Source organism: Ancylobacter vacuolatus (assembly GCF_030813595.1).
Lineage (GTDB): Bacteria > Pseudomonadota > Alphaproteobacteria > Rhizobiales > Xanthobacteraceae > Ancylobacter > Ancylobacter vacuolatus.
This window is the reverse complement of record NZ_JAUSUH010000002.1, coordinates 330141-344061: the sequence shown is the minus strand read 5'-3', so window position 1 is coordinate 344061 and position 13921 is coordinate 330141. Positions and strand designations below refer to the sequence as shown.

Annotated in this window: 3 protein-coding genes; all 3 read left to right on the top strand. The window is 71.5% G+C overall.

From position 1 onward, the window contains the following. The first annotated feature begins 3 nt into the window (after positions 1 to 3). From J2S76_RS05525 to J2S76_RS05515, 3 genes are read left to right on the top strand one after another with little or no spacing between them, the layout of a single operon-like run. The gene (locus tag J2S76_RS05525) at positions 4 to 2781 is read left to right on the top strand and encodes an ATP-binding cassette domain-containing protein (protein ID WP_307058292.1); all 2778 of its coding nucleotides are present in this window, start codon (positions 4 to 6) and stop codon (positions 2779 to 2781) included. Next, positions 2778 to 4943, top strand: coding sequence for an AMP-binding protein (locus tag J2S76_RS05520; protein ID WP_307058289.1), 2166 nt, complete (start codon positions 2778 to 2780; stop codon positions 4941 to 4943). Before J2S76_RS05525 ends, J2S76_RS05520 begins: the two co-directional genes overlap by 4 nt. After that, positions 4930 to 13911 carry a type I polyketide synthase gene (locus tag J2S76_RS05515; RefSeq protein WP_307058288.1) on the top strand — a complete coding sequence of 2994 codons (8982 nt, stop codon included), beginning with the start codon at positions 4930 to 4932 and terminating at the stop codon, positions 13909 to 13911. The genes J2S76_RS05520 and J2S76_RS05515 overlap by 14 nt, the downstream gene beginning before the upstream one ends. Positions 13912 to 13921: the final 10 nt, after the last annotated feature.

Sequence of the window (13921 nt, the reverse complement as noted above, 5' to 3'; positions counted from 1 at the left end):
GCCATGTCCAACCGGCATTTCGACTGGTTCAAGAAACACGAGACCGAGGACGAGGTGCAGCACAAGCTGCAGCGCCTCTACGGCCTCGCCTGCGACCGGCTGGCGATGAAGCCGGACAGCGGTTTCATCGCCGCCGCCATGGCCGCCGATCCGGAAGAAGCCCGGCGCGACCCAGTGCGCCGGCTTGCCCATCACCTGTTCACCTACAAGCTGGCGATGCCGAGCGGGGCGTGGGGCCTGCTGGGGCTCGGCCTGCTGCATTCCGTGCTGCTGGAAGTGGCGCGCGAGGATGGCAAGAAGCCCGCGCCGGTGCGAATCCCACGCACCGAGGCCCATGATCTCAACGGCCTGGCGAGCCGCCTCCTGCTGCCGGAGGTGGACCAGAAGGATGTGCGCCGGGCAGCGGCCTTCGTCGAATATCTGCTGAAGGCCAAGGGGGCGCGGGGCTTCATCAAGTTCGGGCGCAAGATGGGCGCCAATGGCAATGTCGACGCCGCAAGCGAGGCCGTGGCCGGCATCTCCGCCGGGGCGCTGGAGCTGAAATGGCAGGACGCCATCCGCGCCGGCACCCCGGAGAGGGGCCCGACCCATCTGGTGGTGTGGGTGGCGAAGGCGGCGGCACGGCACAAGATGCTGCTGTTCTGGTTCCTGCTCGCCAATGCGGTGCAGATTCTCTACGCGGTCTATGTGCCGCTCTGGCTGCAGGCGCTGTTCGACGAGGGCATCAAGCCCAGCGATGTCGCGATCATCCGCACCTATCTCGCCTATCTGACCTGGGGCTTCCTGGCGGCGTCCTTCTTCGGCGTGATCCTCGACTATACCGTGGCCAAGCTCGGGCCGCGCATCATCAATGATCTGCGCGCGCGCATGTTCGCCAAGATCAACAACATGGACGCGCGCGAACTCGCCAGCTCCGACACCGACGAGATCATCGCCGATTTTTCAAACGACATCACCGTGGTGGAAAAGGCCGTCATCTGGGCGGTGCCAGGCTTGTTCTCCAAGGGGCTGATGCTGATCGGCTCGGTGGTGGTGGCGTTCTCGCTGGACACCCAGTTGGCCATCGCCACCCTGGTATCGCTGCTGATCGCGTTCTGGCTGCCGAGGGGCTTCAGCAAGCGCGCCGTGCGCTACAATTACGAGCGCGGCGCCGAAGACGCCAGGGTCGCCCATGTGGTCAAGGAAACCCTGCTGATGCAGCGGGTGATCCGCATTTTCGGCCTGCGCGAGCTGCAGGCGAAGCTGTTCACCGGGCAACTCGGCCGGCTGTTCAACGCCAGCTACCACCAGTACTTCTCCTCCGGCCTTGTCGGGCGCCTCACCAGCTTCGGCGTCAGCGCGGCGCAGCTCCTGGTCATCGGTCTCGGCGCCATGCAGTCGGTCGAGGGCGAGGTGTCCTCGGGCACGATCGTCGCCTTCATCACGCTTCTGCTCACCATTGGTGGTGCCGCCGGCTTCATCGGCGCCCAGCTGCCGCTGCTGATCCAGGGCGTCGGCGGGCTGGAGCGGGTGCAGGCCCTGCTCGGCAAGCCTGATGCCGCCCCGGACCCGGAACGGCCGGAATCGATCGGCGGCAAGGTCAGCTCGTTGCGCTTCGACGAGGTGAGCTTCAGCTATGACGGCAGCACAAGCACGCTCGACAAGGTGTCGCTGACGATCGACTGCCCGCGACGGGTGATGGTGGTGGGGCCGTCCGGCTCCGGCAAGTCGACCATCCTGCGGCTGATCGAGAACCAGTTCTCGCCCGGCAGCGGCCATGTCCGGGTGAACGGGGTCGACATGCGGCTGCTGGGGGAGGAGCAGGTGCGCCAGCTCATCTCGCTGGTGCCGCAGGAGACCATCCTGTTCCAGGCCTCGGTGCGGGAGAACATCCGCATGGGCAAGCTCAAGGCCACCGATGCCGAGGTGGAGGCCGCCGCCAAGGCCGCCGACATCCATCCCATCATCATGTCGCTACCGGACGGCTACGACACCGATGTCGGCGAGGGCGGCAGCAAGCTTTCGGGCGGGCAGCGCCAGCGCATCGCCATCGCCCGCGCCATCCTGCACGACCCGCAGATCATGCTGCTGGACGAGGCGACCTCCGCGCTCGATCCCGCCAGCCGCGTGGCGGTGGAGGAGACGCTGCGCAAGGTCACGCAGGGGCGCACCGTGGTCGCCGTCACCCATGACCTGACCCAGTGCGAGCAAGCTGATCTCGTCTATGTGGTGAAGGCGGGCCGGGTGGTGGAAAGCGGCACCCACCAGTCGCTGCTCGACGCCGATGGCGTCTATGCCGATCTGTGGCAGCGCAGCGTGATCGCCGGTGCGGAGGGCGTCGTGCCGCGCGAGCAGCTTCTGGACCGGCTGCGCAAGCGTCCCCTGCTGCAAGGCGTGCCGGCGGAATTCCTCGAACGGCTCCTCGCCCGCATGACGGTGGAAACGGTGGGACCGGACACGGTGCTGATCGAGGATGGCCAGCCCGCCAGCCGGCTGATCTTCATCACCCAGGGCGAGGCGCAGCAGAGCGTGCGCCTGCCCGACGGCACCTTCATGCCGGTGGAGGTACTGGAAGCCGGCGATGCGCTGGGCGAGAATGCCGCGCTGGAAAAGGCCGAGGAGTTCACCCGCGTGGTGGCGCGCAAGCCCTGCCACCTGCTGACCATCGACCACGCCACGCTGCGCGGGCTGCTCGCCGCGCATCCCGAGGTCGAGCAGCGGATCGTGTCTACCTTTACCCCGCGCTACGAGGCCATGATGAAGCATTATACCTGGCTGAAGCTGCAGGTGCCGACCCTATGAGCTCCGTTCTGCCCGCCGGCACCCCGTCCGGCACCGTCGCCACCCGGCTCGCGGCGCTTGCCGCGAGCCCCGACAGCCGCTGGTCCATCACCTTCCTCGACAGCCATGGTGCCGTTTTCGAGCGCTGCGGCGCGGCGGAGCTGGCGGCGCGGGCCGCCCGCGTCGCCGGATTCCTGGAGAGGGAGAGCGCGCCCGGCGCGCCGGTGCTGCTGGTGTTTCAGCCCTGCGTCGACTTCCTGGTGGCGTTCCTCGCCTGCCAGTGGTCGGGGCGGCTCGCCGTGCCGATCAACCCGCCGCGCCGGCACCGGCTGATTCAGCGCCTGCAGGCGGTGGCCGCCGACAGCGGCGCCACGGTCGCCCTGACCGGCGGCGGGGTCGCCGAGCAGTCCGGCCTCTGGCAGGCCGACAGCGCCGAGCTCGCGGCGATCCGCTGGCAGGATATTGGCGACATCGACGGCGATCCGGCGCAGGCCACCCCCCTGCGCGAGGTCGACCCCACCGCCACCTGCTTCATCCAGTACACCTCCGGCTCCACCGCCCTGCCCAAGGGGGTGGAAGTGAGCCATGCCAATCTCATGGCCGACATGGCGCGGATGGAGGCGGCGTGGGGACTGTCGCCGGCGAGCACGATGGTGACGTGGCTGCCGGCCTTCCACGATCTCGGCCTGATCTTCGGGCTGCTGCAGACGTTGTACTCTGGCTGCCCCGTCGTGCAGATGGCGCCGAACAGCTTTCTGCAGCGCCCGGTGCTGTGGCTGGAGGCGATCAGCCGCTTTCGCGGCACCCATACGGCGGCGCCCAGTTTTGCCTACGACCTCTGCGCCCGCCGCATTCCGGCGGAAGCGCGCGAAGGGCTCGATCTGTCCTCCCTGGTCATGGCGATGAACGCGGCCGAGCCGATCGACCCGCAGGTGATGGAGGATTTCGTCGGCGTGTTCGGCCCGCAGGGCTTCCGCCGCGAGACGTTCGCCCCCGCCTATGGGCTGGCCGAATCGACGCTGGCCGTGACCGCCAGCCCCGTGGGCGTGGCCCCCCGGCTGTTCGCCCTCGATGCCGCCGCGCTGGAAGCGGGACGCATCGTCGAGGCCGGCGCCGCGTCCCGGCGTCTCGTGATCCCCGGCAGCGGTGCACCATTGGCGGATGTGAGCGTGGCCATCGTCGATCCCGAGACCGGGCGCCGGCAGCCGCCCGACCGGGTGGGCGAAATCTGGCTCGGCGGTCCCACCATTGCGCGCGGCTATTGGCGCCGGCCGGAGGAGAGCGCCGCGACCTTCGGGGTGCGGGTGGCCGACGAGGATGACCCGACCGGATATCTGCGCACCGGCGATCTCGGCGCGATGATCGGCGACGAGCTCTGCGTCACCGGCCGGATCAAGGACCTCATCATCCTGTCCGGCGCCAATCATTACCCGCAGGATATCGAGCGGGTGGCGCAGGGCGCGCATCCGGCGCTGCGGGCGGGCGGCGGCGCCGCCTTCGGCGTGGTCCGCGAGCCGGGCGGCGAGCAGGTGGTGCTGGTGCAGGAGCTGGAGCGCACCCAGCGCCGCACCGACCCGGCGCCGCTGTTTAGCGCCATCAGCGCTTGCGTGTGGCAGACGCTGGAGCTGCAGCTCTCTCGCATCGTGCTGGTCGAACCCGGGGCGGTGCTGCGCACCTCCAGCGGCAAGATCCAGCGCGCCGCCAACCGGCAGGCCTGGCGCGAGGGCGCGCTGCCCGTCATCGCCGAGTGGCGCAGTGCGCGGCAAGAAGCGCTGGACGCGGTGCTCGACGCGGCGCGGGAACCCCAGCCGGCCGTCCCGACAATGGCTCTCGCGATGGCGGCGCCGGCGCTGGAGAACTGGCTGCGCGACTGGCTGTCACAACGGCTCTCCCTGCCCGCCTCCGCCGTGCCGGGGGATCGTGGCATGGGCGAACTCGGCCTCACCTCGCTCGATGCGGTCGATCTCGCCGGGGCGCTCGGCACCCATCTCGGCCGTGCCCTGCCGCAAACCCTCGCCTTCGACCACCCCACCATCCGCGCCATGGTGGCGCATCTGACCGGGGCGCCACCGGCGAGCCCGGCGCAAGCCTCGCCTTCGATACCAGCGCCACCGCCGGCTGCCGGCGGGGATCTGGAAGAACTGTTGTCGATGATTGAAGGAGGCGCCCGTGGCCACGAGTGAGGAGCGGCGCGCGGGACTGCTGACGCGGCTGAGCCGGCTGCACCCCGAACAGATCACCGATCTGATGCTGGCGCTGGAAGGGCGCATCGACGCGCTGCGCGCCGAGACGGCGCGGGCACGCCAGCCGGTGGCGATCATCGGCCTTGCCGCCCGTTTTGCCGAGGCCGCCAGCGCCACCGCCTATGGCGCGCTGTTGTTCCAGGGTCGCGATGCCGTCCGCCCCGCCCCGGCCGACCGGCCGGAGCGCGAGGGATTGCCGCCCGGCGGCTATATCGATGGCGTGGAGCGCTTCGACCCCGGCTTCTTCGGCCTCCGGCCGATCGAGGCCGAGGCCATGGACCCGCAGCACCGCCTGGCGCTGATGCTGGCCTTTCAGGCGCTGGAAGATGCCGGCTATGCCGATGCCGCCCGGCGGCCGCGCGCGACCGGCGTGTTTCTCGGCCTCGGCGCCAATGAATACGAGGCCCGGTTCCAGGCGACCGACACGCTCTCCCCCGCTGCCATTCTGGGCAATGCCGGCTCGATCGCCGCCGGTCGCATCAGCCATTGGCTCGATGTCACCGGCCCGGCTCTGGTGATCGACACCGCCTGCTCCTCCTCGCTGGTCGCCGTGCATGCCGCCTGCCGCGCGCTGCGCGGCGACGAATGCGACCTTGCCCTGGCGGGCGGGGTCAATCTGACACTGGACGCCGACGTAACCGCTGCGCTCGCTGCCGCCGGCATGCTGGGGCCCGGCCATGCCTGCCGCACCTTCGACGCGGGCGCGGATGGCTATGTCCGCGGCGAGGGCGGCGGGCTGGTGGTGCTGAAGCGCCTCTCCGACGCCCTGTGCGATGGCGACGCCATCCGCGGCATCATTCGCGGCTCCGCCATCAATCATGACGGCCACTCCAGCGCGCTCACCGCCCCCAATGGCGCCGCCCAGCGGGCGGTGATCGCTGCCGCATTGGCCGATGCGCGCCTATCAGCGGCGGACGTGCAGGCGGTGGAATGCCACGGCACCGGCACGCCGCTCGGCGATCCGATCGAGGTGCAGGCGCTTGCCGCCGCCTATGGCGAGGGCCGCGCCGCGCCGCTGCTGCTGGGCTCGGCCAAGACCAATATCGGCCATCTGGAGGCCGCCGCCGGCATTGCCGGCCTCATCAAGATGGTGCTGGCGCTGGAAGCCGGGCGGTTGCCGGCCACGCTGCACCAGGCGCAAGCCAATCCGCGCATTGCCTGGGACGAACTCCCCGTGCGCGTCGTCGAACAGGCGATGGACTGGCCGGCCTGCGACACGCGCCGCGCCGGCGTGAGCAGCTTCGGCTTTTCCGGCACCAATGCCCATCTCATTCTCGAACAGGCCCCGCTGGTCGCGCCGGCGGCAATCGACGCGCCGCTGCCGACCGTCCTCGCCTTCTCCGCTCCCGATGCCGACGGCCTGCGCCGTATGGCCACCGCGCTGGCCGATCATCTCGCCGCCGAACCGCAGGTCTCGCTGGCCGGCATGGCGGCGGCGCTGAACGCCGGACGCGGGCGTTTTTCCCACCGCGCTGCCCTGCTGGCGCGCAGCTATGAGGAAGCGCTGGCGGGCCTGCGCGCGGTCGCCGAGGGCGAAGCGCCGACCCCCGGCGCGACTGGCTTCGCCATCTCTGAACGGCCGAAGATCGCCTTCCTGTTTTCCGGCCAGGGCAGCCAGTGGCCGGGCATGGCGGCGGAGCTTTATGAGGCCGACCCGGCCTTTCGCGCCCGGGTCGACGCCGCCGGGGCTCAGCTCGGCCTCGATTTCGCCGCGCGCATGTTCGATCCGGCACGCGGCCCGCTGACCGAGACCGCCGAGGTGCAGCCCGCGCTGTTCGTGCTGGAGGTCGCGCTGGCCGAGCGGCTCAAGGTGTTCGGCGTCACGCCCGACATCGTCGCTGGCCACAGCCTCGGCGAATGGTCGGCCGCCTGCGTCGCCGGCCTGCTGCCTTTCGAGGCGGCGCTCGACCTGGTGGCGGCGCGCGGCGCGCTGATGGGCGCGCTGCCGCAGGGCGGCGAGATGGCGGCGGTGTTCGCGACGCAGGAGCGCATCGCCCCGCTGCTGGAGCCTTACGCCGCGCGGCTCGATATCGCCGCGCTGAACGCACCGGAGGAGGTGGTGGTGTCGGGGGAGAGCGAGGCGGTCGCCGCGCTGCTCGCCGCGCTCGATGCGCACGGCATCCGCAGCCAGCGGATCGCCACCAGCCACGCCTTCCATTCCCACCTCATGGACGACGTGGTGGCACCATTCGCGGAGAAGGTGCGCGGCGCGGCTCTCGCGAGCCCGCGCCTGCCCGTGGTTTCCAATGTGACAGGCGATCTCTCCGCCGATCTGACCGATCCCGCCTATTGGGGGCGGCAGATCCGCCAGCCGGTGCGATTCGGCGCCTGCCTCGAGACGATGGCCGGCGCGGGCGTGCAGGTGGTGGTGGAGATCGGCCCGGCCGCGACGCTGGTCGGCTTCGCCCAGCGCGCTCCCGGCTTCGAGGGCCGGGACGCCCGCTTTATCCCGACTCTCCGTCGCAACCGCGCGGCGGGCGAAACCCTGGCGCTGGCGCTCTGCCGCCTGTTCGTCGCCGGCATCGACGTGCAATGGCCAGAGAGCGGCGCGCCGCGCGCGCACCTGCCGCCCTATCCTTTCGCCGGTGAACGGCATTGGGTCGACGCTCCCTCCCGGCGGCCGGTGGCGCCGCTCGCCCTGCACGCGCCCGCGCCCCCGTCGGCGGCGGTCGTGCCGGCCCTCCCGGCGCCGAGCCGCGAGGACGTTCGCGCCGGCATCGCCGCCAGCCTGCGCCGCAGCCTGCAGCTGAGCGAGGCGGCACTTTCCGGCGACGCCGGCTTCTTCACGCTGGGGGTGGATTCGCTCGCCCTCACCGAGGCGCTCTCGACGCTGGAGCGGCGGTGGAAGGTGGCGATCCCGCGCCGCGAGCTGTTCACCACCCTCACCACGCCACGGGCGCTGCTGGAGCGGGTGCTGCGCGAGGTGGAGGCCAAGGCCTCTGCGCCCGCCTCATCCTGCGAGCCCGCGCTTTCGACGCCGCTCTCTTCCGCCATCCCGACTTCTGCCGCCATGGGTGCGGCGACGGAGGCCCATGTGTCCAGCCCAGCCCTACCCCCGCCGGACGCTCCTCCCGTCGCGCCGGCCGAAACGCTGAGCCCGCAGGCGGCCAGCTTCATCACCGATTTCGCCGCCCGCTACGGTGCCACGCACGGCGCCTCCCGCCACCAGCGCGAAGCCTATGGCGCCGTGCTGGCCGACAGCCGGGCGGTGGCCGGGTTCCGGCCCGAAACCAAGTCGCTGCTCTACCCGATCATCGGTGTGAAGGGGCAGGGCAGTCATATCGTCGATGCCGACGGCAACGATTATGTCGACCTCACCATGGGCTTCGGCGTCCAGCTGCTCGGCCACAACCCGCCCATGGTGGTGGAGGCGATCCAGCGCCAGATCGCCGAGCAGGGGCTTTTTCTCGGCCCACAGGCGGAAAAGGCCGGCGCGGCGGCGGCGGCGATCGCCCGGCTCACCGGCAATGAGCGGGTGCTGTTCTGCAACACCGGCACCGAAGCGGTGATGACCGCGCTACGCCTCGCCCGCCACGCCACCGGCCGCCCGCTGGTGGCGATGTTCGCCGGCTCCTATCACGGCCATTTCGACGGCACGCTGGCGCGCTCCGGCACGGACGGCGCCAGCCTGCCGCTCGCCAGAGGCACCCCGCCCGGCATGCTGGCCGATGTGGTGGTGCTCGACTATGCCGACCCCGAAGGCAGCCAGAGCGCACTGGAAGCGTTGGGCGACCGGCTGGCGGCTGTTATCGTCGAGCCGGTGCAGAGCCGGCGTCCGGGCCTGCAGCCGCGCGATTTCCTGCAGTGGCTGCGCGGCTTCACCGCCCGCGCCGGCGCGGCGCTGATCTTCGACGAGGTGCTGCTCGGCTTCCGCGTCGCCGCCGGCGGGGCGCAGGCCTGGGCGGGGGTGCGGGCCGATCTCGTTACCTATGGCAAGATCGTCGGCGGCGGCCTGCCCATTGGCGTCGTCTCCGGCCGCAGTGCCTTTCTCGACGGCATCGACGGCGGCGTCTGGCCGCTGGAGGGCGCCGGCGGCCCCAAGGCGGAGCGGACCTTCTTCGCTGGCACCTTCAACAAGAACCCGCTCGCCATGGCGGCGGCCAGCGCCATGCTCGGTCATCTGGAAGCGTCCGGCCCGACGCTGCAGGAGCAGCTGAACGCCCGCACGCAGGCGCTGTGCGCCACGCTGAACGCCGCGCTGGAGGAAGATGGCAGCCCGCTGCGGGTGGAGCACTTCTCCTCCGTGCTGCGCTTTTCCGGCGCGAGCGATCTGTTCTACAGCCAGCTGATCTCGCGCGGCGTCTATGTCTGGGAGGGGCGCACCTGCTTCCTCTCCACCGCCCATAGCGAAGACGACCTCGACACGGTGGCACGGGCGGTGCGGGAGAGTGCCCGCGCCCTCGCAACGGTCGGCCTGATGGGCGGGGCGTCCCTCCCCGCCGTGTTCGATGCCCCCGCCATGCCCCGGACCATCGCCACCGCCCCCGGGCAGCAGGCGCTGTGGACGCTCGCCGCCTTCAGCCCGGAGAGCGCGGCGGCCTATAACCAGTCGCTGGTGCTGCGCCTGCCCGGTCTGATAGATGCGGCGGCGCTGAACGCGGCGCTGGCCGATCTCGTGGCGCGCCATGACAGCCTGCGCATGCGGTTTTCGGACGGCGGCGGCGAGGCGGTGATCGAGCCGCAGGCCGTGGTGGCGCTGGAAGAGGCCGATCTTCTCGACGACGTCGCCATAGCCACCTGGGTGCGGCAGGCAGCAGCGCAGCCGTTCGATCTGGCACGCGCCGGGCAACTGCGGGTCGGCGTGCTGCGCTGCGGGGCGGAGACGGCGCTGGCGCTGATCCAGCCGCATATCGTCACCGATGGCTGGTCGCTGCAGGTGCTGGCCAATGAGCTGGGCCTGCTCTATTCCGCCCGTCTGGCGGGGACCGAGGCGATGCTGCCGGCCCCCGTCGCCTATGAGCGCTTCGCCAGTTTTGCCCGCGAGGCGGCCGCCGATCCGGACGCCGCCGCGTATTGGCAGGGCGTGTTCGCCAGCCCGCCGCCGGTGCTGGATCTTCCCACCGACCGGCCGCGCCCGCCGCTGCAGACCTATGCGGGCGGCACCGTGCGGGCGCTGCTGCCGCGGGACGTCGCCACTGAACTGTCGGCGCGGGCGCGCACGCTCGACTGCTCGCTTTTCACCCTGTGCCTCGCCGCCCATGGCCAGCTGCTGGCGGAGCTTTCCGGGCAGGACGACCTGGTGGTGGCGATCTTCGCGGCCGGCCAGCCGCTGGTGGGCGAGCCGGGACTGACCGGCTATTGCATCTCCACCGTGCCGGTGCGGCTTGCCGGTCTGGGGGGCGATGCTCTCGGCGTCACCCGCGCCGCCATGGTGCAGGCGATGGCCTTCCCCGCCTATCCGCTCTCCGCCATCGTCAAGGCCAGCGGTGTGCGGCGGGACCCCTCCCGTCCGCCGCTGGCGAGCGTGTCGTTCAATCTGGACAAGGTGGAGCCGCTCGCTGCCTTTGCCGGGCTGGCGCCGGCCATCCGCGCCAACGCCCATGGCAGTGTGCGCTGGGACTTGAACTGGAATCTTGAAGCCAGCGCGGAGGGTCTCGTCGTCGAGGCCAATTTCAACACCGATCTGTTCGATGCCGCCCGGGTGGAGAGCTGGGTTGCCCGCTACCGCGCCGTGCTGGCAGCGATCGGCACGGCCCCGACCGAGGCAGCCCCGACGGAGGCAACCCCGACCGAGGCGGCCCCGGCCGTCGCGCCGCGGCCGACCAGCCTCGCCGATCATGTCGCGCACTGGGCGGCGCTGCAGCCGGAGGCGCCGGCGGTGATCGACCGCGAGGGCACGCTCAGCTGGGCGGAACTCGCGCGCGCCAGCGGCGCGCTCGCCATGCGGCTGGCGGTGCAGGGCGTGCGGCGGGGCGATCGCGTCGCCTTCTGCCTGACACGCGGCGCCGGTCCGCTGGTGGCGATGGCGGCGGCGAGCCATCTGGGTGCGGCCTTCGTCCCGCTCGATCCGGATTATCCCGCCGATTACCGCGCCACGCTTCTCGCCGAGAGCGGTGCCAAGGTGCTGGTGGCGGATGGCGCCCTTGAGAGCGAGCCGGCCCCGGTGCCCGTGCTCGGCTGGAGCCGTCATCCGGCAAAGATAGCGCCGCCCCCGCGGGCGACCTGCACGGCCGGCGACCTCGCCTATATCCTCTTCACCTCAGGCTCCACCGGGCGGCCGAAGGGGGTGAGGGTGTCCTGCGGCGGGCTCGACGCCTATGCCCAGGCGCTGCTGCACCGGCTGGCGCTCCCCGGCCCGCAGGTGTTTGCCATCGCCACCTCGTTTGCCGCCGATCTCGGCTATACCAGCGTCGTCGGCGCGGTGGCTTCGGGCGGCACGCTCAACGTGCTGGACGCGGCGACCGCCCGCGACCCCGCCGCCTTCATCGACTGGATGGCGCGCCACCCCGCCGACGTGCTGAAGATCGTTCCCAGCCATCTCGCGGCGCTGATGGCGCATCCCGAGGCGGCCGCGCTGCTGCCCCGGCGGGCGCTGATCTCAGGCGGCGACGTGCTGACCTTTGGCCTCGTCGAGAGGCTGACGGCGCTGCGGCCGGAGCTGCGCGTGTTTAATCATTATGGCCCGACCGAGACCACCATTGGCTGCACCATGGTGGAGGTGACGCCGGCGCTCGCCGCCGGCACGCAGGCGACGGACCGCGTGCCGGTGGGCCAGGCGCTCGATGGCGCGCGGATCGACATTGTCGACGAGCACGGTGCGGTGCTGGCGGCCGGCGAAACTGGCGAGATCCGGGTGAGCGGGGCCGGCGTAGCACTGGGCTATGTCGGCCAGAGCGAAGACGAGCCAGCCGCGGAGGCCGCTTCCGGCTTCATCCGGCTGGCCGACGGGACGCGGGCCTATCTCACCGGCGATCTTGGCAGCCGGGATGAAGACGGGCTGATCCGCTTTCTCGGCCGCAAGGACGATATGGTGAAGGTCCGTGGCCACCGGGTCGATCCCAATGGGGTGGCGGCGCAGCTGCGCGCCTGTCCTGGGGTGCGCGATGCCGCCGTGCTGGCCCTGCGCGAGGAGGATGGCACGGTGCGCCTTGTCGGCGCGGCGGTGGCGCCGGGGGAGCGCGCGCAGAGCCTCGGTGCCCTGCTCAGCGAGGCGCTGCCGGAGGCGCAGCGCCTGTCGCGCCTCATCATCCTTGAGGCGCTGCCGCTCACCGCCAATGGCAAGGTGGACCGGCCGGCGCTGCGGGCGCTGTTCGCCGCGCCCCCGCCCGTCGAGAGCGTCGCCTCCGCTGTGCCGGCTCCCTCCGCCGCTGCTGGCGCGCGGGACCCGCTCGCCACCGTTCTGGCGCTGTGGCGGGAGCTTTTCGCCGGGCTCGGTGCCACCGTCATCCGCCCGGATGATGACTTCTTCGCGCTGGGCGGCGATTCGATCCTGGCGATCCAGCTGGCCGGCAAGGCCCGGGCGGCGGGGTGGCTGCTCTCCCCGGCGCAGATCTTCACCGCGCCGACGCCGCGCGCTCTGGCCGGCGTGATGCAACCCGTGTCCACGCACCCAACCGAAGAGCGCGGGCCCGTGTCCGAGCCGGTGCCGCTGACGCCGATCCAGAACTGGTTCATGGGGCTCGCCATGCCCGACCGCCGGCACTGGGCGCTCACCGCCGTGTTCGACCTGCCGCCCGGCACCAAGGGCGAGGCGGTGGATGCGGCGTTGGCGGGCGCGGTGCAGCGCCATGATGGGCTGCGCGTGCGCCTGCAGGATGGGGTGCCGCCGCTGCAGCAGGTGGAGGACGCCGCCGTCCTGCCGGCGCTGCTGCGCCAGCAGGTGGCGGTCGGGAAGGATGTGTCGCCGATCGAGGACCGCATGGCCGACCGTCTGGTGGCGATGCTCGACCCGATGGCGGGCCGGCCCTTCGCCGCCGGCATGATCGAGGCCGGCGCCGCGCTGCGTCTCGTCCTCGCCGTGCATCACCTCGTGTTCGACATGGTGTCCTGGGCGATCCTCGCTGATGATCTCGCCAAGGCGCTGTCCGACCCGCCGCTGCCGGTCCTGGCGCCGCCGACCTCCTGGTCTTGGTGGTGCCGCCACCAGGCGGGGATGGGGGCGGCCTTCGAGGTCGATCGCCCCTATTGGCAAGGCGTGACGCAGGCGCCCACCGCCGTGCCGCTCGATCATCCAAACGCGCCGGACGTTGAGGGCGCCGCGCAGACCCGCGATCTCCGGCTCGACGCGGCGTTGTGCCAGCCGCTGCTGGCCGATCTCACCGAGCGCTTCGGCCACCAGCCGCAGGAGAGCGCGCTCGCCCTCATCGCCCGCCCGCTGGTGCAGTGGACGGGGGGAGCGCTACAGGTCGAGCTGGAAGGCCATGGCCGCGAGCCGGGCGATGCCGCCATCGACCTGTCGCGCACCCTTGGCTGGTTTACCACCCGCTATCCCCTGGCACTGCCGGGAGAGGCGAGCGACCTGCCGGACTGGCTGCTGGCGGTGAAGGATCTGGCGCGGGCCGCGGCGGGGCGCTCCATGGGCTATGGCCTGCTGCGCGCCGCCGCCGTGCCGCTCGCCGGGGCGCGGCCGCTTGTGTCGTTCAACTTCCTCGGCGACATCAGCCGCTTCGGCCATGCCGGCCTCGCTCTGGTGCGGCTGGGAGCGGGCCGGGAGCGAGCGGCGCAGGCGGCGCGTCCGCACCGCCTCGCCTTCAATTGCTGGCAGGAGGGCGGCGCCCTGGTCATTCGCTGTGAATTCGGCGCCGGCCATAACGCGGCGACCATCGAGCGGCTGCTCGCCGCCATCCGCGACGAGGCCGAAGCCTGCCGCTCGGTTGCGGCGCGCTCGGAGCGCCGCTATTCGCCGAGCGACTTCGCGGCGCTCGATCTCAGCCAGGAGGACCTCGACCTGCTGACCCAATTCAGCTGAGGGGACGCCA

Bases quoted from the DNA above. Each gene is read 5' to 3' on its own strand.
- J2S76_RS05520 (WP_307058289.1), top strand. From the start codon at position 2,778: ATGAGCTCCGTTCTGCCCGCCGGCACCCCGTCCGGCACCGTCGCCACC.
- J2S76_RS05525 (WP_307058292.1), top strand. From the start codon at position 4: ATGTCCAACCGGCATTTCGACTGGTTCAAGAAACACGAGACCGAGGAC.